The sequence below is a fragment of the Microvirga sp. 17 mud 1-3 genome, from assembly GCF_003151255.1.
GTDB lineage: Bacteria > Pseudomonadota > Alphaproteobacteria > Rhizobiales > Beijerinckiaceae > Microvirga.
Genome location: NZ_CP029481.1, coordinates 1,920,628 through 1,940,612 on the forward strand (window position 1 = coordinate 1,920,628; position 19,985 = coordinate 1,940,612).

Genomic DNA, 19,985 nt, shown 5'->3' on the forward strand with positions numbered 1-19,985 from the left:
TCACCCCCGGAAGGACGCAACCTTGGATGGAATTCTCTCCTGTAATGGGTCGCCCGCGTAAGCTTGACAGGAATGGTTTCGAGGTAAATTATGTAATTACGTTTCATAAACCATAGGAGCGTGACATGGGTTATCTCCCTCTCTCTTCCCCAGCCTCCCCGTCCTGGTCGACCTTCGGTCACGGGCTGGGCATTGAGCCGAACCAGACCTACGCCTGGGCACAGAGGGGCGATGTCGATGTCGCGCTGGAGACCGATCGCCTCTCCTCGGGGCAGGCTTGGTCCTATGCCGGCATGGCGGCCGGTGCGCCCATTTGGGACGACGTCTGGAACTGGGTTCAGGGGCAGGCCAGCAATGTCTACGATCGGGTTTTCGACTGGGTCTCCGACAATGTGTCGGGAGCTCCTCTCAGCGTCTTCTCGACTTTTGCCTCCGTCTTTCCCTACGCTATGTCGGGCGTAAAGTTCGACGTGAAGTCCTATCTCGATCATGATGTTCGGGCTCTGCTGTCGGGGTCGCAGTGGAGCAGCTCTTCGATCACGTACAGCCTGCCGGATTCCCGGACGGATTATCAGTGGATCAATCCCAGCGCCGATGGTTTCAAGCCTCTCTCTTTCAATAGCGAGCAGGCCATCCGCTATGTGCTGGAGGGCTATAGCCCCTATTCCGGCGGCCCCAAAATGGGTCTCTCGTCTGTTGAAGCGCTGACCAACCTTTCGCTCGATTATGCGGGGCGCGGCAGCGCGACCATCCAGATTGCCGGCTTTGAGCCCAACAGTGTGATCAACCGGAGCCATGGCTATTATCCCGGCGTGCCGATCTACGGCGGCGATGTCTGGCTGGACACCAACGCGGGTCTTCCAGGAACCAACAGCTACCTGCTCGTGCTCCACGAGTTGGGCCATGCACTCGGGTTGAAGCACCCCCACGATTCAGGCGGCGCACTGCCGAAGATGAGCACGGAGCACGATACGCCCGAATATACGGTCATGTCCTACGTGAACACGTGGGACGATCCCCAGACCTTCATGCAGTATGACATCGCGGCGCTCCAGGCGATGTATGGGGCCGACTTTACGACGAACAGCGGCAATACCGTCTATTCATGGTCCCCTCAGACGGGCGAGACCTTCGTGAACGGGATCGGCCAGGGGGCGTCGGTCAACAATAAGATCTTCCAGACCATCTGGGACGGTGGCGGTTACGACACCTACGACATGTCGAACCATGAGGGCGACGCTACGGTCGATCTGGCGCCGGGTGGCTACGTGAAGTTCTCCCAGGCCCAGCTCGGGTACATCGGGAACGGGGCCTATGTTCACGGCAATGTCTACAACGCCTTCCAGTACAACGGCGATCCCCGCTCGCTGATCGAGAACGCGATCACGGGAGCCGGCAACGACTCCCTCAAGGGCAACGGCGCCGACAACACTCTGAGCGGCAACGCCGGCAACGATGCTCTCTGGGGATTTGAAGGCAACGACATGATGCTCGGCGGAGCCGGCAACGACTGGATGGATGGCGGGCCTGGAGCGGACTACTTCAATGGCGGCGATGGCTGGGACGTGGTGTCGTACCTGCAGACACCATCCACAAGCGGCGGCATTACCGTGAACCTGACGACCAACGCCAATGTTGGCGCGGCTGCGGGAGACAGGCTCTACAATGTAGAAGTGGACCAGGGCACCAATGCCAACGACATGCTCACAGGCCTGGACCGTGGCGGGGGCAATGGCACAGAGCTCCATGGCGAAGGTGGCGATGACGGCTTGATCGGCAGGGCGGGCGGTGATCGTCTCTATGGAGGCGCTGGAAACGATTGGCTCGACGGTGGGGCAGGCGGCGACCTTCTTGACGGTGGGGACGGCTGGGATGTGGTCTCTTATTTGAATTCGGAAGGTTCGAGTGGCGGGGTCATCGTCAACATGACCACGAACCAGAACGGTGGCGGAGCGGCTGGCGATACCCTCAGAGGGATCGAAGTTCTGCAGGGTACTAATGCCAGCGACACGCTGATCGGCGTCGACCGGGGCGGCGGCAGCGGCGTGCAGCTCTACGGCGAGGGCGGCAACGATACGCTTCTCGGCATGGGCGGTGGCGACTACCTGTTCGGCGGTGCCGGGAATGACACCCTCGATGGCGGTGGGGGCAGCAACGCTCTCTCCGGTGGAGCGGGCCGCGATATGTTCCGAGTGACGACGCCCGGTGGGGCCTGCACGATCACGGACTTCACATCGGACGAGCAGATCGTCCTCTCGAGGAGCCTCTTCGGCAGCTTTTCCGATGTCGGCGGCGCGGCATACCAGAACGGGAATGACGTGGTCGTCGCGAGGGGTGGCTTCAGCCTCACCTTAAACAACTTCAAGCTCGCTTATCTGGCAGCAGACGATTTCGCCTTCGTCTGAGGCCGTCGAGGACGGGCTGCAAGGGAAGCGTTCGGCACTTCCTCATGTCCCGAAATACGAAAGGGCAGGTCCTAGGACCTGCCCTTTCGCGTCAAAGACTAAGAGTTTTGGCTCAGGCGGCCTCTTCGGCCTTTCCGAGGCGCTTGTCCAGGTATTCGTCGACAGCCACCATCAGCTCCTCGACCTTGCCGTCGAAGAAGTGGTTGGCGCCCTCGACGACCGCGTGCTCGAGCTTCACGCCCTTCTGGGTCTTCACCTTCTCGATGACGCTGACCACGTCCTTCACAGGTGCGACCCGGTCCTCAGATCCATGGACGAAGAGGCCCGAGGAAGGGCAGGGAGCCAGGAACGAGAAATCGTAGCGGTTCGCCATGGCGGCGATCGAGATGAAGCCCTCGATCTCCGGGCGGCGCATGAGAAGCTGCATGCCGATCCAGGCGCCGAAGGAGACCCCGGCGATCCAGCAGGCGCGGGCGTCCGGGTTCATGGCCTGGGCCCAGTCGAGGGCGGCGGCTGCATCCGACAGCTCGCCCTGCCCATGGTCGAAAGCGCCCTGGCTGCGGCCGACGCCGCGGAAATTGAACCGCAGGACCGAGAAGCCACGGTTCACGAAATCGTAGTACAGGTTGTACACGATCTGGTTGTTCATCGTGCCGCCGAACTGCGGATGGGGATGAAGCACGATCGCGATCGGCGCCCCTTTCTGCTTGGCTTGCTGGTAGCGACCCTCGATGCGGCCAGCCGGCCCAGTGAAGACGACCTCAGGCATGAATACGAACCTCTCAACCGACCTCCCCGTCAGGAGAGGAAAAGCGCTGCAGCCTTGACTTCAGGCCCCGGATTTCGGTAAAATCTTTAGAACTGTTCTAAAGTGTAACTGTGTTTCCTGGGTTCTGCCTTGGCCTCGGCCGGCGGATCCCGACAGAATGTGGTTGCGGTGCTTTAGCATGGCAACCAGGGGCAATTGCAAGACATTCGTGCAATTCGGCGAGCAGGATGACAGCGGTTCAACGCATCTACCTTGACTACAACGCTACGGCGCCGCTCCGGCCCGAAGTGGCGGACGAGGTCGTGCGTGCGCTCGCGCTGCCCGGAAATGCCTCCTCGGTCCATGCGGAAGGCCGCGCGGCGCGTGCCTGCATCGAGCGCGCCCGGGAGCAGGTGGCGGCGCTCGTGGGCGCACGGGCCAAAAATGTGATTTTCACCAGCGGCGGCACCGAGGCGAGCAACACGGTGTTGTCCCCGTCGTTTCGCCGCCTGGGGCAAGAGGGGGCAACCCGCCTTCTGATCGGCGCCACGGAGCATCCGTGCGGCCTCAACGGTCACCGCTTTTCGGCCGATTCCGTCGCCACGCTGCCGGTCGACCATAGCGGCGTCGTGGATCTGGACCGGCTGCGGGAGCATCTGGGGGAGGAGCGGGTACTCGTCTCCGTCCAGCTCGCCAACAACGAGACCGGCGTCCTCCAGCCCGTCGCGGAGATCGCCCGCCTCGTCCAGGACCATGGCGGTCTCGTCCACAGCGATGCGGTCCAGGCAGTCGGTAAGATCCCGGTCGACGTAGCTGCCCTGGGGGTCGATGCCCTGACCCTTTCGGCCCACAAGATCGGCGGCCCGAAAGGGATTGGTGCGCTGATCCTGGCCTCAGACCAGCTCGAAGTCGCGGACAGGCTGATACGCGGCGGTGGGCAGGAGAAGGGCCACAGGGCCGGGACAGAGAACGTAGCCGCCATCGCGGGCTTCGGCCTGGCGGCGGAGCTGGCACGGGCGGAGCTCAACCAGGAGGCTGCGCGTCTCGAAGCGTTGCGGGACGAGGCGCAGGCTCTCATCCGGCGTGTCGCCCCCGATGCGGTCATCATTGCCGGAGAGGCGCGGCGGTTGCCGAACACCTTGGCTTTTGCCATACCCGGCCTAAAGGCCGAAACCGCCCTGATTGCTTTCGACCTGGAGGGAATCGCCCTGTCGTCGGGCTCGGCCTGCTCCTCGGGCAAGGTTCGTCGTTCGCACGTCCTCGATGCCATGGGGGTCGATCCCCAGCTGGCCGAGGGGGTGCTGCGCGTCAGTTTGGGGTGGAAGACGACGAAAGAAGACGTGATCCGCCTGGCGGAGGCGTGCGAAAGGGTGGTGAACACCCTATATAAGCGGAGAGCGAGCGCGGCCTGAGCGGCCACGTTTGCCTTTCCATGTCATCAACCCGCGGCCCTTGAAGCCGTGAGCGGTGGGAGAGACAGATGCCTGCAGTGCAGGAAACGATCGATCAGGTTCGTTCGATCGGCGTCGAGCAATATAAGTACGGCTTCGAAACCGAAGTCGAGATGGAGAAGTCCCCGAAGGGGCTGTCCGAGGACGTGATCCGCTTCATCTCGGCCAAGAAGGGCGAGCCGGAATGGATGCTCCAGTGGCGCCTCGATGCCTATAAGCGCTGGCTCACCATGAAGGAGCCGAACTGGGCGCGGGTGTCCTACGACAAGATCGACTACAACGACATCTATTACTATGCCGCGCCGAAGAAGAACCCGGCGCCGAAGTCGCTCGACGAGGTCGATCCCGAGATCCTCAAGACCTACGAGAAGCTCGGCATTCCCCTGCGTGAGCAGGAGATCCTGGCCGGCGTCGAGCCGCGGAACCGGGTGGCCGTTGACGCGGTGTTCGACTCGGTCTCGGTCGCTACGACCTTCAAGGAAGAGCTGAAGAAGGCCGGCGTGATCTTCATGCCGATCTCCGAGGCCATCCGCGAATATCCGGATCTGGTGCGCCAGTATCTCGGCTCGGTCGTGCCCGTGACGGACAACTTCTTTGCGACCCTGAACTCGGCCGTCTTCACGGACGGGTCCTTCGTCTATGTGCCGCCGGGCGTGCGCTGCCCGATGGAACTGTCCACCTACTTCCGCATCAACGAGAAGGATACGGGCCAGTTCGAGCGCACCCTCATCATCGCCGACAAGGGCTCCTACGTTTCCTATCTGGAGGGCTGCACGGCCCCGAAGCGGGACGAGAACCAGCTCCACGCCGCCGTGGTCGAGCTGATCGCCCTCGACGATGCGGAGATCAAGTATTCCACCGTCCAGAACTGGTATCCCGGTGATGCCGAGGGCCGGGGCGGCATCTACAACTTCGTGACCAAGCGCGGCGATTGCCGCGGCAAGAACTCGGTCATCACCTGGACCCAGGTGGAGACGGGCTCCGCGATCACCTGGAAGTATCCGTCCTGCATCCTGCGCGGCGACAACTCCCGCGGCGAGTTCTACTCGATCGCGGTGTCGAACGGCATGCAGCAGGTCGATTCCGGCACCAAGATGATCCATCTGGGCCGGAACACCACGAGCCGGATCATCTCGAAGGGCATTGCTGCGGGAAGGTCGGAGAATACCTATCGCGGCCTCGTTTCGGCGCACCGCAAGGCGACCGGCGCCCGCAATTTCACGAACTGCGACTCGCTCCTGATCGGCAACGAATGCGGCGCTCATACGGTGCCGTACATTGAGTCGAAGAACGCGAGCGCCGTCTTCGAGCACGAGGCGACCACGTCCAAGATCTCCGAAGACCAGATGTTCTATTGCCAGCAGCGCGGCCTCTCGGAGGAGGAAGCGACGGCATTGATCGTCAACGGCTTCGTGAAGGACGTGCTGCAGCATCTCCCCATGGAGTTCGCCGTCGAGGCGCAGAAGCTCATCTCGATCTCGCTCGAAGGCTCGGTCGGCTGATCGAAAACCCGCGACGTCGTCCCGGCCGAGGCTCAGCGGCGGGCCGGGACCGTCGAAACCAGTTTAATTCGGATAGCGATCCCGGCTCACGCGATGCGCGCCCGGGATGACGTGGATGGAAGTTCATCATGCTCGAAATCAAGAACCTTGTTGTCCAGATCGAGGACAAGCGCATTCTCAACGGGCTCGATCTCACCGTGAACGATGGCGAGGTCGCGGCCATCATGGGGCCGAACGGCTCCGGCAAGTCGACCCTGTCCTACGTGATCGCCGGCAAGGAGGATTATGAAGTCCTCGACGGCGAGATCCTGCTCGACGGTCAGAACCTTCTGGAGATGGAACCGGATCAGCGGGCCGCGGCCGGCGTGTTCCTGGCCTTCCAGTATCCGCTGGAGATCCCGGGCGTCGCCTCTATGACGTTCCTCAAGGCAGCGCTCAACGCCCAGCGCAAGGCGCGCGGCGAGGACGAGCTGACCACGCCGGACTTCATCAAGCGCGTGAACGCCGCTGCCCAGCAGCTCGAAATCCCGAAGGACATGCTCAAGCGTGCCCTCAATGTCGGCTTCTCGGGCGGTGAGAAGAAGCGCATGGAGATCCTCCAGATGGCGCTGCTCCAGCCGACCTTCTGCATCCTGGACGAGACGGATTCGGGCCTCGATATCGATGCGCTCCGCATCGTGTCGGAGGGCGTGAACGCCCTCCGTTCGAAGGACCGTTCGTTCCTCGTCATCACCCACTACCAGCGCCTGCTCAACCACATCGTGCCCGACACGGTGCACGTGATGTCGTCCGGACGCATCGTGAAGTCGGGCGGCAAGGAGCTGGCGCTCGAGCTCGAAGCCAACGGCTATGCCGATTACCGGGACAGCGAGGCCGCGTGACATGGCTGACGTGACTCTCATGAAGACGCCTGCCGAGACCGGGCTGGCGCAGGCCTTCGAGGCCGCCAGATCCCTTCTTCCGGGCGATGGGGAATCCCGCGCAAAGGCCTTCGAGGTCTTCAATCGGAACGGCCTCCCGCATCGTCGCGTGGAGGAGTTCAAATACACGGACTTGCGCGCGCTCATGCGCGAGGCCGCTCCCTTCGCGCCCAAGCCCTCTGCGGTGCAGGCGCGTGCGGCGCTCGACGGCGCGACAGCCTTCGTGGGCGTTCCGGCCCTGCGGGTGCCGTTCGTCAACGGCCATTTCGTGCGTGAGGCTGTGGCTCTCGACTCTCTTCCGGAAGGGGTCGAGATCGTGCCACTCGCGGAGGCCCTGGCCTCCGGTCACGATTGGCTGGCGCATCTGAGCCCGATCGAATGGGCGGCCGAGAATCCGGTCTATCAGCTCAACACCTCCTTCATGGCGGATGGCGTGATGCTGCGCATCGCCGGGTCGGTGGAGACGCCGATTCACCTGCGCTTCGTCACGGTAGGGGATTCGGCCGTGGCGACTGCGACCCGGGTGCTCGTCCTTGTGGAGGACGGCGCCTCGGTCACGCTCCTGGAAAGCCATGAGAGCAATGACGGCGCGGGCCACCAGCCCAACGACGTGGTCGAGCTGATCGCCGGAGACGAGGCCAAGGTCCGCCACGTCCGCCTGAACGCCGAGGGTGACCGGGCGCTTGCGCTGTCGACCCTTGCGGCCAAGATGGGAACCGAGACGCAGCTCACCAGCGTCAACGTGACCACGGGGGCGGCAGTGTCCCGCCATCAGGTCTTCGCGCGGTTCGACGGCGAGAACGCGCACGCGCAGATCAACGGCGCGACGATGATCAAGGGCCGCCAGCATGCGGATTCGACCCTCGTGGTCGAGCACGCGGCGCCCCATTGCGAAAGTCGCGAGCTGTTCAAGACCGTCATCGACGACGAAGCGACCGGCGTGTTCCAGGGCAAGATCATCGTGCCCCACCACGCCCAGAAGACGGACGGACGGATGATGTCGGCCGCGCTTCTCCTCGCGGAGGGCGCCGCGATGAACAACAAGCCGGAACTCGAGATCTTTGCCGACGACGTGCAATGCGCCCACGGCGCCACCTGCGGCCAGCTCGATGAGGACCTGCTGTTCTACCTCATGGCCCGCGGGTTGCCGCGGAAGGAGGCCGAAAGCCTTCTCGTCCAGGCGTTCCTCAGCGAGGCCGTCGAGTTCGTCGACAACGAGGCCGCCCGCGAGGCGCTGGTCGCGGAAGTCGAGGAGTGGCTGCAGAAGCGGGCCTGATCTTTCGCCTCCCCACACGGGGGAGGCCGACGCGGAAAGCGTCGGGTGGGGGTGCGGGCGTCAACCCGGATTCAGTCCGGCGCCGGCATCCCCACCCGGACCCTCCCCGCAAGGAGGAGGGAAGGAGCGAAGCAATATGAACGCACCCTTCACACCTTACGACGTCGAGGCGGTCCGGGCCCAGTTCCCGATCCTGGCATGCCAAGTCTACGGCAAGCCGCTCGTCTATCTCGACAATGCGGCCTCGGCCCAGAAGCCGCGGGCGGTGATCGACGCCATGGTCAACACCATGGAGACGGGCTACGCCAATGTTCACCGCGGCCTGCATTACATGGCGAATGCCGCGACCGAGGGTTTCGAAAGGGCGCGCGAGACCGTCCGGACCTTTCTGAATGCCGGATCCGTAGACGAGATCGTCTTCACCAAGTCAGCCACGGAAGCCTACAACCTCGTGGCGGATTCCTTCGGCCGTATGGCCATCGGGGAGGGGGACGAGATCATCCTCTCCATCATGGAGCACCATTCCAACATCGTGCCGTGGCACTTCCTGCGTGAGCGAAAGGGCGCGGTCATCAAATGGGCGCCCGTGGACGAGGAGGGCAACTTCCTCCTCGAGGAATACGAGAAGCTCTTCTCGCCCCGCACGAAGATCGTCGCCATCACGCACATGTCCAACGTGCTTGGTACGGTGACGCCGATCAAGGAGATTATCCGCATCGCCCATGCCCACGGGGTCCCGGTGCTGGTCGACGGCGCGCAGGGCGCCGTCCATCTCGACGTGGACGTGTGCGATCTCGATGCAGATTTCTATGTCCTGACCGGCCATAAGGTCTACGGACCGACCGGGATCGGCGTGCTCTACGGCAAGAAGGAGCTTCTCGCGCAGATGCCGCCCTACCAGGGCGGCGGCGAGATGATCCAGGAAGTGCGCCGGGACACGATCACCTACAATGATCCTCCCCACCGGTTCGAGGCCGGGACACCAGCCATCATCGAGGCCATCGGGCTCGATGCGGCCCTGCGCTTCATGATGGAACTCGGCCGCGAGAACATCCGCGCCCATGAGGCGGCACTCTCGGACTATGCCCATCAGCGCCTAGGAGCCATCAACTCCCTGCGTATCTATGGCCGCGCCCGTGAGAAGGGGGCCATCATCGCCTTCGACATGAAGGGCGCCCATGCCCACGACATCGCGACCGTGATCGATCGCCAGGGCATTGCCGTGCGGGCCGGAACCCATTGCGCCATGCCGCTTCTGGAGCGATTCGGCGCGACCGCGACCTGTCGCGCGTCATTCGGCCTCTACAACACCCTGGAAGAAGTGGATAAACTGGCCGAAGCCCTTCAAAAGGCCGAAGCCCTGTTCGCGTGAGGATAGCCTGTGAACGATCTGACCCCGACTGCCAATGCGCCCGAAGCGCCGCAGGTGGCCTCAAGCGCCGGAATCCCGCCGGAAGAGCTCGACCGTATGACGGACGACATCGTGGCGGCTCTCAAGACCGTTTACGATCCTGAGATCCCAGCCGACATCTACGAGCTCGGCCTCATCTACCGCGTCGAAATCGAGGATGACCGGAACGTCACCATCGACATGACCCTGACGGCTCCCGGGTGCCCCGTAGCCGGCGAAATGCCGGGCTGGGTTGAAAATGCGGTTTCGACCGTAGCGGGTGTGCAGGGCGTCAAGGTGAACATGGTCTTCGACCCACCGTGGGATCAGAGCCGCATGTCCGACGAGGCTCGGGTTGCCCTGGACATGTGGTAGGCCGCGGCCGCCTCAGTCTCGGCCTTCTGAGCCGACCGGTTTCCTGAAATACACGACCCTCTCCGTCTCTGCGAAGCCGAGGGCTTTATGCATGGCCTGCGAGGCGACATTCGCAAGGTCCGCGTCAGAGGCCAGCTCCCGGCATCCTTTGGCCTGAGCCCAATTTTCGAAGGCCCTCACAAGCCTCCGGGCGATCCCTCGACGCCGATAAGGTGGCGCAACGTAGAGACCTTCAAGAAATCCGACCGGAGAGGTCGAACAGCCGTTCACGTAGTCATGCCGAAGCGCTGCTTCCGCGAAGCCCACGGGGCCGTGTCCGTCGAGATGGGCCAGGAAAGCGACGCCGTTCCCCTGATCCGCGAGGATGGAGATCGTTTCGGCGCGGTGCTCCTCGGGGCTCGTCTCCGGCCAGAGGGCATGCCGGAGGCTTGCCCATTCCGAAAGGCTCTCACGGGTGGCTTCCGCTATGCGGATCGAATCGTGCGTGTTCATGGGACAGCCCTCGGCTTGAGCGGGACACTGTCCGCGAGGGCTCGTCCCAATTCCTCTTTTCCGAGCACCGCGGAGGTGGCGCCAAGCCTGACGAGGTGATCCCGCTCGGCCTCCGTAGCTGCGCGGGCATGGATCGGCAGGAGAGGGTTGAGATGCCGCGCCTGTTCGACTACCTGCCCACTCTCGAACGCATCCGGGATGGCGACGAGGAGGCAAAGGGCTCCGGGTATTTCCGCCGCTGCGGCAACCTCGGGGTCAGCCGCATTCCCGGCAATGACCGGGATACCCTTCTCACGGAGCTCGGCCACCCGGTCCTCGCTGGCCTCCACGACCACGAATGGAATTCCGGCTTCCCTGAGCTTGCGGGTTGCCGCCTGCCCGACACGACCGTGCCCGACCACCACCACGCGTTCCCCGACCGCAGGTGCGGCCACTGCCTCCGCGGGCTCCGGAGCGGGTTCCGGCTCAGGCGGGGCGGCTACGGGGGCATTGCGCTCCTGGTTGCGGGCAACCCACCGGTCGAGCAGGGCGAACAGGAACGGGTTGAGCAGGATCGACAGGATCGCGCCCGCCAGGATGAAGTCGCGTCCACGCTCGGGCAGGATCTCCAGGGCGACGCCCAGGCCCGCGAGGATGAACGAAAACTCGCCGATCTGGGCGAGGCTTGCGGCGATGGTCAGGGCTGTCGCCTTTTCGTGGCCGAACAGGCGGACGATAGCGAGCGCCGCAAGGGATTTGCCGACCACGATGATCAGGAGGGTCGCGAGAACAGGGCCGAAATCCCGGATCAGAATCACCGGGTCGAAGAGCATCCCGACCGAAATGAAGAACAGGACCGCGAAGGCATCCCTGAGCGGGAGCGATTCGGACGCGGCCCTGTGGCTCAGCTCCGATTCGCTCAGGACCATGCCGGCGAAGAAGGCGCCGAGCGCAAAGGAAACACCGAAGAGGACCGCGGCCCCATAAGCGACCCCGAGCGCGATGGCCAGAACGCAGAGGCGGAACAGCTCTCGGGAGCCCGTATGGGCGACGAAATGCAGGATCCAGGGAATCACCCTGCGGCCGACGATCAGCATGATGGCCACGAACGCCGTGACCTTGCCCAATGTCAGAGCGAGGGAGATCCAGATATCCGTGGCCTGGGCCGTGGGATCGGCCATGGCCTTGGCGATGGCGGGCAGCAGGACGAGGGTGAGGACCATGGCCAGGTCCTCGACGATGAGCCACCCGACCGCGATATGCCCGCGCTCGGTTTCAACCAGGCGCCGCTCCTGGAGTGCACGCAGAAGGACGACCGTGCTGGCGACCGAAAGGGCTAGGCCGAAGACGATCCCGGCACCTATCGACCATCCCAGCAGCCAGGCAAGCCCCATGCCGAGCAGGGTCGCGCAGGCGATCTGGACCATGGCGCCCGGGATCGCAATTGCGCGGACGGAGAGGAGGTCCTTCAACGAGAAGTGAAGGCCGACGCCGAACATGAGAAGAATGACGCCGATCTCGGCCAGCTCGTTGGCGAGGTGCTGGACGGCCACGTAGCCGGGCGTGAAGGGGCCCACGAGCACCCCGGCCAAAAGATAGCCGACGAGAGGCGAGATGCGCAGGCGATGCGCCAGGGCTCCAAGGGTGAATGCCAGCACCAGACCGACCACGATGGTGGATATCAGCGGCGTATGGTGCGGCATCGACTCTCCTTCGGACGGGGAAGTTTCCTTAGAGGGGTTTGCCCCCGAAGCGTCAACCTTGGCCTTGCGGAGGAGAGCCGATAAACCTCGACGTCCGGCCTCTCATCTCCTATCTATCAGGAAACGAACTCGTTCTGCCCGGGCCTTGAACCCGGACGTCAGGAGAGAATGCAATGGCTTTACCGGGTTTCAAGGTCGTGACCTTGACCGATGCGGCGGCCAGCCGCGTCAAGGACATCATCGCAAAGGCCGACAGGCCTATCGTGGGCGTTCGTGTGGGCGTCAAGAACGGCGGTTGCGCCGGGATGTCCTACACGATGGAATATGCCGAAAGTGTCTCGCCCCTCGATGAGGTGGTGGAGGACAAGGGCGTGACCGTCCTGATCGATCCCAAGGCCGTGCTGTTCCTGCTCGGCACCGAGATGGACTATCAGACCACCAAGCTGTCCTCGCAATTCGTCTTTAACAACCCCAACCAGACCTCGGCCTGCGGCTGCGGCGAGTCGGTCGCCATCACACCCGCCAACCCTGACAAGGTCCAGGCCTCTACCTGACTGCCCATGGATTCCGAGGCCATTCAAGACATCTTCCGGACGCTGGGGCCGATCCGGATCCGTCGCATGTTCGGCGGACAGGGCATCTATCGGGACGAGGTGATGTTCGCCCTCGAGGCCGGCGGTGAGCTGTACCTGAAGACGGATGCCGAGACCCGGCCGGTCTTCGAGGCGATGAATTCCAGGCCCTTCACGTATCAAACCAAAGACGGTCGCTCCACGGCCATGAGCTACTGGCTGATGCCCGAATCGGCGATCGAGGACGATGTCGAGGCCCGGCGGCTCGGCACGCTCGCGCTCGAGGCGGCCCACCGCGCCCGGGCCGCGAAGGCCCGCAAGGCGGGTGGGCGGGGCGGTCGCTCCCGCCCCGCAAAGGCCTGAGCCGTCAGGCTCCGTTCTTCACGGCCTCGATCCAGGCCGCGAATTTTTCCATGAACTTCGCCAGGAACTTCCGCGTGTCCTCCTTGGTGAGCTTGCCGCTCTCGTCGAGGAGTTGCGTGACGTTGCCGATATAGGCTTCCGGCTGCTGCAGGACCGGCACGTTGAGGAAGACCAGCGATTGCCGCAAGTGATGGTTCGCCCCGAAGGCGCCGATCGCTCCCGGCGAGACGCTGACGACCGCGCCCGGTTTCCCGTCCCAGGCGCTCTGGCCATAGGGGCGGGACGCGACGTCGAGGGCGTTCTTCAGCGCGCCCGGCACCGAACGGTTATATTCCGGGGTCACGAACAGGACCGCATCCGCGGCCGCGATGGTCTTGCGGAAGGCGATATAGGATTCCGGCGGCGTCGCCTCATCGTCCTGGTTGTAGAGGGGCAGTTGGCCGATCTCGACGAATGTCAGGCTCATCCCGTCGGGCGCAAGCTCCTCGAGGGCCTTCGCGATCTTGCGGCTGAAGGATTCCTTGCGAAGGCTTCCGACGAGGACGGCGACATTGCGGGCGGCCATGACGTGTTTCCCTGATTGCTGGTCACGCGGGCAGGCGTGCCCGCCGGCAGGGATTCTGTCGTCGATGGCGGCTTTGGCAAGCCGCCTTTACTTCGTCTTCTTGATCGTGGCAGGCCGCAGGAGAAAGGCCGGCACGTGATCGCCCAAGCCGACGACGGGCTCGTCCGCCTCATTGTGGTCCCGGCGTCCCCGTCCCCGCGGCTGGGCCTTCTCGGCCGGACGCTCCCGGACCGGGGCCCTCTCGGCGCGTGGCGGCGGTGCCTCCTCGACCGGGGCTTCGGCGGCGCTTGCCCGGATATTGACCTTGCGGCCACGGGATCGCTCCTGCGTGCCGCGGCCGCGGCGGGAGGAAACGCGAGGGCTCGACGAGGCGGGCCTCTCCTCCAGGGTCGGGCCCTCCCACGGAACGGGCTGGCCGATCAGCTTCTCGATGGCCGAGAGGGACTTCTCGTCGCCCGGGCCCACGAGGGTGAAGGCAGCGCCCGCGCGGCCGGCGCGGCCGGTCCGGCCGATCCGGTGGACATAATCCTCCGCATGGTGAGGGATGTCATAGTTGAAGACGTGGCTCACGGCCGGGATATCGAGACCGCGGGCGGCCACGTCGCTCGCCACCAGCAGGGGGATTTCCCCGCTGCGGAAGGAGTCGAGTGCCGCCATGCGGGCGTGCTGATCCATGTCGCCATGGAGCGCCGCCGCGTTGAAGCCGTGCTTCTGCAGGGAGCGGTGGAGCACCGCCACGTCGCGCTTGCGGTTGCAAAAGACGATCGCGTTCTTGAGGTCAGTTGCGCCGCGGATCAGTTCGCGCAGGGTCTCGCGCTTTTCGAAATCCTGGGAACCCGTGGCGATGAGGCGCTGGGTGATGGTCGCGGCCGTCGAAGCTGCCCGCGCCACCTCGACCTTCACGGGATTGTGCAGGAACGCATCCGCGAGCCGCTGGATCTCGGGCGGCATGGTGGCCGAGAAAAACAGGGTCTGGCGCGTGAAGGGGACCAGCTTCACGATCCGCTCGATATCCGGGATGAAGCCCATGTCGAGCATCCGGTCGGCCTCGTCGATCACGAGCAGTTCCACGCCGGTGAGCAGCAGCTTGCCGCGCTCGAAATGGTCGAGCAAGCGCCCCGGAGTGGCAATCAGCACGTCGACGCCGCGGGTGATCTTGGCGTCCTGGTCCCCGAACGAGACGCCACCGATCAGGAGAGCGACCGACAGCTTGTGATTGACCCCGTACCGGTCGAAATTCTCTTCCACCTGCGCGGCGAGTTCCCGGGTCGGCTCAAGGATCAGAGTGCGCGGCATTCTCGCCCGGGCCCGCCCGCTTTCTAGGAGGGTCAGCATCGGCAGCGTGAAGGCAGCCGTCTTGCCGGTGCCTGTCTGGGCAATGCCCAGCACGTCCCGGCGCGCCAGCACATGTGGAATGGCCTGGGCCTGGATCGGAGTCGGCTCCGTATAGCCGGCCGCCGCGACGGCCTGTTGAACTTTCTCGCTAAGTCCGAGTTCGGCAAACGACATGAGGGGTATAACCGTTGAGAGCTGAACGCGCTTTCAATGCAGGCCGCTCGATACGGCAACAAACAGGCGCAAAACTGGTTTCACCTGAGAATTTCTGCTCAAGCAAGGATGTGGCGGGACCATAGGACAAGCTATAGCCTTGTCAATCCAAGGAAAAGGCTCAATGGCCGAGACACTCGTATTGATTCCAGGACTCGCCAATACATCCAGCCTGTACGAAGCGCAAATCCGCGCCTTGTCTGCGGACTGGCAGATCATGGTCGCCGACCATACCCAGGACGACTCATTGGCGGGCATCGCGGCCCGCCTCCTGGCCGATGCTCCGGAGCGCTTTGCGCTCGCGGGGCTGTCCATGGGCGGCTATGTGGCCATGGAAGTCTTGAGGCAAGCGCCGGAGCGGGTCGAGCGGCTGGCGCTCCTTAATACCAGTGCCCGGCCCGATGGCGATCAGGCCCGGGAGGATCGTCTCCGGATGATCGCCCTTGCCGAGGCCGGCCGTTTTGAGGACGTGATCGCCCGCCTCTGGCCGCGCCTCGTCTCCGAGCGGGGCCAAACCGATCCCGCCTTGAAGGAGCGCATTCTCTCCATGATGCGCGCTGTCGGGCCCGAGGCCTATATCCGGCAGCAAAAAGCCATCCTCGGCCGCCCGGATTCGCGTCCGCTGCTGCCCGGGATCGAGATTCCGACCCTTGTCCTTGTCGGCGACGAGGACGCCGTTACGCCGCCGGACATCGCCCGGGAAATGGCCGAAGCGATCGAATGGGCGTCGCTCGTCGTGGTTCCGGGGGCAGGGCACCTCTCGACCCTCGAGCGGCCAAAGGAGGTCAGCCATGCCCTTCGGATCTGGCTGGAACAATCTCGGCGCGGGATATGAAGGGTCGGCCATCCTCTCGGTGCCAGGAGGCCACGAGCCTTCATTCCAGAGCTGGGCGGTTTTAGAGATTTGTTGCAGTCGGGCAACAGACAATCCTGCAAACGTGATTTAATACCGTTTCAGTTTAATCCGTTTGCACAAGGACCGATCCTAATGAAGAAGATCCTTCTCTCCTCTGTGGCCTTCCTGGGCCTGACCGCTGGCGCGATGGCGGCCGACCTGCCTTCGCGCGTGGCCCCGGCTCCGGTCATGGCCGTCCCGGTCTTCACCTGGACCGGCTTCTATGTCGGCGTGAACGCGGGCTATGGCTGGAACACCGATAACGGCAACCGCTATTTCGATCCGGCGATCGGCTACTATGCCGATGGCGGCAGCGACGGCGGCTTCGTCGGCGGCGCTCAGGCCGGCTACAACTACCAGATGGGCATGTTCGTCCTCGGTCTCGAGGCTGACATCCAGTACGCCGACCGCAGCCGCGACAATCGCTATGGCTATGCCTATTATGGCTACGGCCGTTCCTCCGACGATTGGTTCGGCACCGTCCGCGCCCGCGCCGGCGTGGCCTTCGACCGTGCTCTCGTCTACGCCACGGGCGGCTTCGCTTATGGCGACGGCAATGGCGGATGGACGCTTGGTGGCGGTCTCGAATACGCCTTCACCAACAACCTGAGCGCCAAGGTCGAAGGCCTCTACGTGCGTCTCAACGACGGCCATCGCTATGACGGATACTTCGTCGATTACGCCGGCGGCCGCGAGCGCGATGCGTTCGGCGTGGTTCGCGCCGGCCTGAACTACCGCTTCGGCAGCTACTAAGATCAGTCGCTTCGGCGAAACAGGCCCGACGGAAACGTCGGGCCTTTTTCTTTGGGACGGAGGTGCTTCGAGGTCGACGGAAGCGGCTCCGCCGCTGCCTTTACCCCACAGGCGCCCGCAGGGCCGTCATGGCCGCGATGGCGATCAACAGGAGGCCGGCGCCGCGTCCGATCCAGGCAGTGGTGCGCGGGCTTGCGACCAGGAAGGTGCGGCTACGATCGGCCGCGAGGGCGAGGCTTCCATAAACCGCAAGCTGCATCAGCACCGTCATGATCCCCATGACGAGGGCCTGGAGCCAGATGGCGCCGTAGCGGGGCAGCAGGAACTGGGGATAGACCGCAAGCACGAACAGATAGGCTTTCGGGTTGAGGAGGCAGGTGACCGCGCCTTGGCGAAAGGCGGTCCAGTAGGAGCGCGTATCGACTGTCCCGACGGTCCCGACCGCGATGGAACTGCGCAGAAGCGTGATCCCGATCCAGGCCATGTAGGCGGCCCCCGCATAGAGCAGGGCGGTGAAGATCTGCGGCGCCAGTCCGAAGATCAAGCTCACGCCAAGGGCGCCGAACAATGTGTGTGCCGCCCCTCCCACCATGATCCCTGCGGTCGCCGCGAGGCCGGCCCGCTTTCCGCCCGTGAGCGCATTGGCAAGAACGAACAGCATGTCCATGCCCGGAATGACGATAATGCCAAGAAGAAGTGTGAGAAAAAGCCAGAGATTTGCGCTATAGGTCATGTCAGTTGTCCGAGGTATCTCGGTCTCTGAATGCCGCCCCGGCCATTGTTGTTCAATAGGTTAAGGGTGGTCGGGTAGCGGGGAAACTGACAGCGTTGTGTCAGTTGCGAGGGGCGGCCATGCGGAAGGCATCACGTCTGTTCGAGATTGTGCAGAGCCTCAGACTGGCGGATGCGCCGGTCACGGCGGCGTCAATCGCCGATTCCCTTGGCGTCACGCCACGCTCCATTTACCGGGATATCGCCGCCCTGCAGGCCATGGGCATTCCGATCCAGGGTGGGCGCGGCATCGGCTATCGGCTCAAGCCCGGCTTCGAGCTTCCTCCGCTCATGTTCTCCATCGACGAGACGGAGGCCGTCGTCCTGGCGCTCGCTCTGTTGGAGAGGACCGGAGACGAAGCCCTCAAGCAATCGGCCCGGAGCGTTGTCCAGAAGATCGCTGCCGCTATGCCGCCGCCCCTGCGTAAAACCCTGTCCCGCAATGCGCTTCATGCCTGGGGCGCGGTGGCGCCTGCGCCGACGGGCATCGATCTCGCGTCCGTCCGGGTCGCGATCCGCGACGAGCGGGTGATGGAGATCGCCTATCGGGACGGGGACGGACAGGCGACCCGGCGACGGATCCGTCCCATCGCGCTGATCTATTATGCCGAGCGGGCCAACATCGTCGCCTGGTGCGAGCTGCGCCAGGATCTGCGCCAGTTCCGGAGCGACCGGGTGGAATCCGGCCAGATGACGGATGCCTTTTTCAAGGGAGAGGGCGATGCCCTGCGGCGTGCCTGGGTCGCGGGCTGGTCGGAGGCATGAAAAAAGCCGGAACCTGGAGGTTCCGGCTCAGGGAGGCTGCTATCCGCAGCCGGGAGGAAAGTCTCTGCCCGATCAGCAGGAATAGTACATCTGGAACTCGACCGGATGCGGGGTCATCTCGAACCGGGCGACCTCGGCCATCTTCAGCTCGATGAAGCTGTCGATGAAGTCGTCGCTGAAAACCCCGCCGGCCTTCAGGAAGGCGCGGTCCTTGTCGAGGCTGGCAAGCGCTTCACGCAAGCTACCGCAGACGGTCGGGATCTTCTTCAGCTCGCGCGGCGGAAGGTCATAGAGGTCCTTGTCCATTGCCGGGCCGGGATCGATCTTGTTCTGGATGCCGTCGAGACCGGCCATGAGGAGGGCCGCAAACGCCAGGTAGGGGTTGGCGGTGGGGTCAGGGAAGCGGACCTCGACGCGCTTCGCCTTCGGCGAGGTCGTCCACGGAATGCGGCAGGAGGCGGAGCGGTTGCGGGCCGAATAGGCCAGCAGAACCGGGGCCTCATAGCCCGGCACGAGACGCTTGTAGGAGTTCGTGGACGGGTTGGTGAAGGCGTTCAGTGCTTTGGCGTGCTTGATGATGCCGCCGATGTACCAGAGGCACTCCTGCGAGAGGTCGGCATACTTGTTGCCCGCGAACATGGGCTTGCCGCCCTTCCAGATCGACTGGTGCACGTGCATGCCCGAGCCGTTGTCGCCATAGACCGGCTTCGGCATGAAAGTCGCCGTCTTTCCATAGGATTGCGCGACGTTGTGAATGCAGTACTTGTAGATCTGCATCTCGTCGGCGGTGCGGACCAGCGTGTTGAACTTCGTGCCGAGTTCGTGCTGGGCCGAGGCCACCTCGTGGTGGTGCTTCTCGACCGTCACGCCCATGGCGGCCATGGCGGCGAGCATCTCGCCGCGCATGTCCTGGGCCGAATCGAGCGGCGGAACCGGGAAGTAGCCGCCCTTCATGGGGATACGGTGGCCGAGATTGCCGCCTTCGTAGTCCGTGTCGCCGTTGGTCGGCAGCTCGGAGGCATCGAGCTTGAAGCCCGTGTTGTACGGGTCGGCCATGAACTTCACGTCGTCGAACACGAAGAACTCGGCCTCGGGGCCCACATAGACCGTGTCGCCCACGCCGGTGGATTTCAGGAAGGCCTCGGCCTTCTTGGCGATGCCGCGCGGGTCGCGGTTATAGGGCTCGCCGGTTGCCGGATCGAGGATATCGCAGACAATGGACAGGGTGGCGGCCGAGAAGAACGGGTCCATCTGCGCCGTGGACGGATCGGGCATGAGGGTCATGTCCGACTCGTTGATCGCCTTCCAGCCTGCGATGGAGGATCCGTCGAACATGACGCCGTCGGCGAACACGTCCTCGTCGATCATGGACTGGTCGAAAGTCACGTGCTGCCACTTGCCACGGGGATCCGTGAAGCGGAAGTCGACATACCTGATGTCGTTGTCCTTGATCGCCTTGAGCACATCCTTGGCGGTCTGCATGTTCGTCTCGTCCTCTTTTGACCCTTGATG

General features: G+C 63.9%; 19 protein-coding genes. 12 read left to right on the forward strand and 7 right to left on the reverse strand.

The genetic code is table 11. From position 1 onward, the window contains the following. The first annotated feature begins 125 nt into the window (after positions 1 to 125). Positions 126 to 2,405: a M10 family metallopeptidase gene (locus tag C4E04_RS09100; RefSeq protein ID WP_109596892.1), complete on the forward strand. Its 2,280-nt coding sequence runs from the start codon at positions 126 to 128 to the stop codon at positions 2,403 to 2,405. Between the two features lie 112 nt (positions 2,406 to 2,517). Here C4E04_RS09100 and C4E04_RS09105 read toward each other — a convergent pair whose 3' ends face one another. Beyond that, the gene (locus C4E04_RS09105; RefSeq protein ID WP_109596894.1) at positions 2,518 to 3,174 is read right to left on the reverse strand and encodes an alpha/beta hydrolase; all 657 of its coding nucleotides are present in this window, start codon (positions 3,172 to 3,174) and stop codon (positions 2,518 to 2,520) included. 227 nt (positions 3,175 to 3,401) lie between these two features. Between C4E04_RS09105 and C4E04_RS09110 the strand changes: the two genes are divergently transcribed. From C4E04_RS09110 to C4E04_RS09135, 6 genes are all read left to right on the forward strand, one after another. Then, positions 3,402 to 4,565 carry a cysteine desulfurase family protein gene (locus C4E04_RS09110; protein ID WP_109596896.1) on the forward strand — a complete coding sequence of 388 codons (1,164 nt, stop codon included), beginning with the start codon at positions 3,402 to 3,404 and terminating at the stop codon, positions 4,563 to 4,565. A gap of 68 nt (positions 4,566 to 4,633) precedes the next feature. Next, on the forward strand, positions 4,634 to 6,106 hold the full coding sequence (gene sufB / locus C4E04_RS09115; RefSeq protein ID WP_109596897.1) for a Fe-S cluster assembly protein SufB: 1,473 nt from the start codon (positions 4,634 to 4,636) through the stop codon (positions 6,104 to 6,106). A 128-nt stretch (positions 6,107 to 6,234) separates the two neighbouring features. Further along, positions 6,235 to 6,987, forward strand: coding sequence for a Fe-S cluster assembly ATPase SufC (gene sufC / locus C4E04_RS09120; protein WP_109596900.1), 753 nt, complete (start codon positions 6,235 to 6,237; stop codon positions 6,985 to 6,987). 1 nt (position 6,988) lies between these two features. After that, positions 6,989 to 8,302: a Fe-S cluster assembly protein SufD gene (sufD, locus tag C4E04_RS09125; protein WP_109596902.1), complete on the forward strand. Its 1,314-nt coding sequence runs from the start codon at positions 6,989 to 6,991 to the stop codon at positions 8,300 to 8,302. A gap of 136 nt (positions 8,303 to 8,438) precedes the next feature. Continuing rightward, positions 8,439 to 9,674, forward strand: a complete 1,236-nt coding sequence (locus tag C4E04_RS09130; RefSeq protein WP_109596904.1) for a cysteine desulfurase — start codon at positions 8,439 to 8,441, stop codon at positions 9,672 to 9,674. A gap of 9 nt (positions 9,675 to 9,683) precedes the next feature. Beyond that, positions 9,684 to 10,067, forward strand: a complete 384-nt coding sequence (locus C4E04_RS09135) for an SUF system Fe-S cluster assembly protein (protein ID WP_371682046.1) — start codon at positions 9,684 to 9,686, stop codon at positions 10,065 to 10,067. A gap of 12 nt (positions 10,068 to 10,079) precedes the next feature. On the opposite strand, the gene aac(6') is transcribed toward C4E04_RS09135, so the two are convergent. Both aac(6') and ybaL read right to left on the reverse strand, forming a co-directional pair. After that, positions 10,080 to 10,559: an aminoglycoside 6'-N-acetyltransferase gene (gene aac(6'), locus C4E04_RS09140; RefSeq protein WP_162559338.1), complete on the reverse strand. Its 480-nt coding sequence runs from the start codon at positions 10,557 to 10,559 to the stop codon at positions 10,080 to 10,082. After that, positions 10,556 to 12,241 (reverse strand): YbaL family putative K(+) efflux transporter, encoded by a 1,686-nt coding sequence (gene ybaL, locus C4E04_RS09145; RefSeq protein ID WP_109596906.1) that lies wholly within the window; start codon positions 12,239 to 12,241, stop codon positions 10,556 to 10,558. The genes aac(6') and ybaL overlap by 4 nt, the downstream gene beginning before the upstream one ends. 173 nt (positions 12,242 to 12,414) lie before the next feature. On the opposite strand from ybaL, the gene C4E04_RS09150 reads away from it, so the two are divergent. Next, on the forward strand, positions 12,415 to 12,795 hold the full coding sequence (locus C4E04_RS09150) for an iron-sulfur cluster assembly accessory protein (RefSeq protein WP_109596908.1): 381 nt from the start codon (positions 12,415 to 12,417) through the stop codon (positions 12,793 to 12,795). A gap of 66 nt (positions 12,796 to 12,861) precedes the next feature. Then, positions 12,862 to 13,176, forward strand: a complete 315-nt coding sequence (locus C4E04_RS09155) for a TfoX/Sxy family protein (protein WP_162559339.1) — start codon at positions 12,862 to 12,864, stop codon at positions 13,174 to 13,176. Between the two features lie 4 nt (positions 13,177 to 13,180). Here the strand turns inward: C4E04_RS09155 and C4E04_RS09160 are convergent, their stop codons facing one another. Both C4E04_RS09160 and C4E04_RS09165 read right to left on the reverse strand, forming a co-directional pair. Beyond that, positions 13,181 to 13,741: an NADPH-dependent FMN reductase gene (locus C4E04_RS09160; RefSeq protein WP_109596912.1), complete on the reverse strand. Its 561-nt coding sequence runs from the start codon at positions 13,739 to 13,741 to the stop codon at positions 13,181 to 13,183. A gap of 87 nt (positions 13,742 to 13,828) precedes the next feature. After that, positions 13,829 to 15,250, reverse strand: coding sequence for a DEAD/DEAH box helicase (locus C4E04_RS09165; RefSeq protein WP_109596914.1), 1,422 nt, complete (start codon positions 15,248 to 15,250; stop codon positions 13,829 to 13,831). Between the two features lie 163 nt (positions 15,251 to 15,413). On the opposite strand from C4E04_RS09165, the gene C4E04_RS09170 reads away from it, so the two are divergent. Beyond that, positions 15,414 to 16,124 carry an alpha/beta fold hydrolase gene (locus C4E04_RS09170; RefSeq protein ID WP_109596916.1) on the forward strand — a complete coding sequence of 237 codons (711 nt, stop codon included), beginning with the start codon at positions 15,414 to 15,416 and terminating at the stop codon, positions 16,122 to 16,124. 153 nt (positions 16,125 to 16,277) lie between these two features. Next, positions 16,278 to 16,937 carry an outer membrane beta-barrel protein gene (locus C4E04_RS09175; RefSeq protein ID WP_109596918.1) on the forward strand — a complete coding sequence of 220 codons (660 nt, stop codon included), beginning with the start codon at positions 16,278 to 16,280 and terminating at the stop codon, positions 16,935 to 16,937. A gap of 100 nt (positions 16,938 to 17,037) precedes the next feature. Here C4E04_RS09175 and C4E04_RS09180 read toward each other — a convergent pair whose 3' ends face one another. After that, complete coding sequence (locus C4E04_RS09180) at positions 17,038 to 17,670, reverse strand: LysE family translocator (protein WP_109596920.1); 633 nt, start codon at positions 17,668 to 17,670, stop codon at positions 17,038 to 17,040. 119 nt (positions 17,671 to 17,789) lie between these two features. Here C4E04_RS09180 and C4E04_RS09185 point away from each other — a divergent pair, with 119 nt between their 5' ends. Further along, the gene (locus tag C4E04_RS09185) at positions 17,790 to 18,473 is read left to right on the forward strand and encodes a YafY family protein (RefSeq protein ID WP_109596923.1); all 684 of its coding nucleotides are present in this window, start codon (positions 17,790 to 17,792) and stop codon (positions 18,471 to 18,473) included. A gap of 72 nt (positions 18,474 to 18,545) precedes the next feature. On the opposite strand, the gene glnA is transcribed toward C4E04_RS09185, so the two are convergent. Next, a complete protein-coding gene (gene glnA / locus C4E04_RS09190) occupies positions 18,546 to 19,955 on the reverse strand; it encodes a type I glutamate--ammonia ligase (protein WP_109596925.1) in 1,410 nt (469 codons plus the stop codon). Positions 19,956 to 19,985 lie beyond the last annotated feature (30 nt).

Bases quoted from the DNA above. Each gene is read 5' to 3' on its own strand.
- C4E04_RS09185 (WP_109596923.1), top strand. From the start codon at position 17,790: ATGCGGAAGGCATCACGTCTGTTCGAGATTGTGCAGAGCCTCAGACTG.
- C4E04_RS09150 (WP_109596908.1), top strand. From the start codon at position 12,415: ATGGCTTTACCGGGTTTCAAGGTCGTGACCTTGACCGATGCGGCGGCC.
- sufD (WP_109596902.1), top strand. From the start codon at position 6,989: ATGGCTGACGTGACTCTCATGAAGACGCCTGCCGAGACCGGGCTGGCG.
- C4E04_RS09175 (WP_109596918.1), top strand. From the start codon at position 16,278: ATGAAGAAGATCCTTCTCTCCTCTGTGGCCTTCCTGGGCCTGACCGCT.
- sufC (WP_109596900.1), top strand. From the start codon at position 6,235: ATGCTCGAAATCAAGAACCTTGTTGTCCAGATCGAGGACAAGCGCATT.
- C4E04_RS09155 (WP_162559339.1), top strand. From the start codon at position 12,862: ATGTTCGGCGGACAGGGCATCTATCGGGACGAGGTGATGTTCGCCCTC.
- C4E04_RS09165 (WP_109596914.1), bottom strand. From the start codon at position 15,250: ATGTCGTTTGCCGAACTCGGACTTAGCGAGAAAGTTCAACAGGCCGTC.
- C4E04_RS09170 (WP_109596916.1), top strand. From the start codon at position 15,414: ATGGCCGAGACACTCGTATTGATTCCAGGACTCGCCAATACATCCAGC.
- C4E04_RS09110 (WP_109596896.1), top strand. From the start codon at position 3,402: ATGACAGCGGTTCAACGCATCTACCTTGACTACAACGCTACGGCGCCG.
- C4E04_RS09105 (WP_109596894.1), bottom strand. From the start codon at position 3,174: ATGCCTGAGGTCGTCTTCACTGGGCCGGCTGGCCGCATCGAGGGTCGC.
- C4E04_RS09180 (WP_109596920.1), bottom strand. From the start codon at position 17,670: ATGACCTATAGCGCAAATCTCTGGCTTTTTCTCACACTTCTTCTTGGC.
- glnA (WP_109596925.1), bottom strand. From the start codon at position 19,955: ATGCAGACCGCCAAGGATGTGCTCAAGGCGATCAAGGACAACGACATC.
- sufB (WP_109596897.1), top strand. From the start codon at position 4,634: ATGCCTGCAGTGCAGGAAACGATCGATCAGGTTCGTTCGATCGGCGTC.
- C4E04_RS09130 (WP_109596904.1), top strand. From the start codon at position 8,439: ATGAACGCACCCTTCACACCTTACGACGTCGAGGCGGTCCGGGCCCAG.
- C4E04_RS09100 (WP_109596892.1), top strand. From the start codon at position 126: ATGGGTTATCTCCCTCTCTCTTCCCCAGCCTCCCCGTCCTGGTCGACC.
- ybaL (WP_109596906.1), bottom strand. From the start codon at position 12,241: ATGCCGCACCATACGCCGCTGATATCCACCATCGTGGTCGGTCTGGTG.
- C4E04_RS09160 (WP_109596912.1), bottom strand. From the start codon at position 13,741: ATGGCCGCCCGCAATGTCGCCGTCCTCGTCGGAAGCCTTCGCAAGGAA.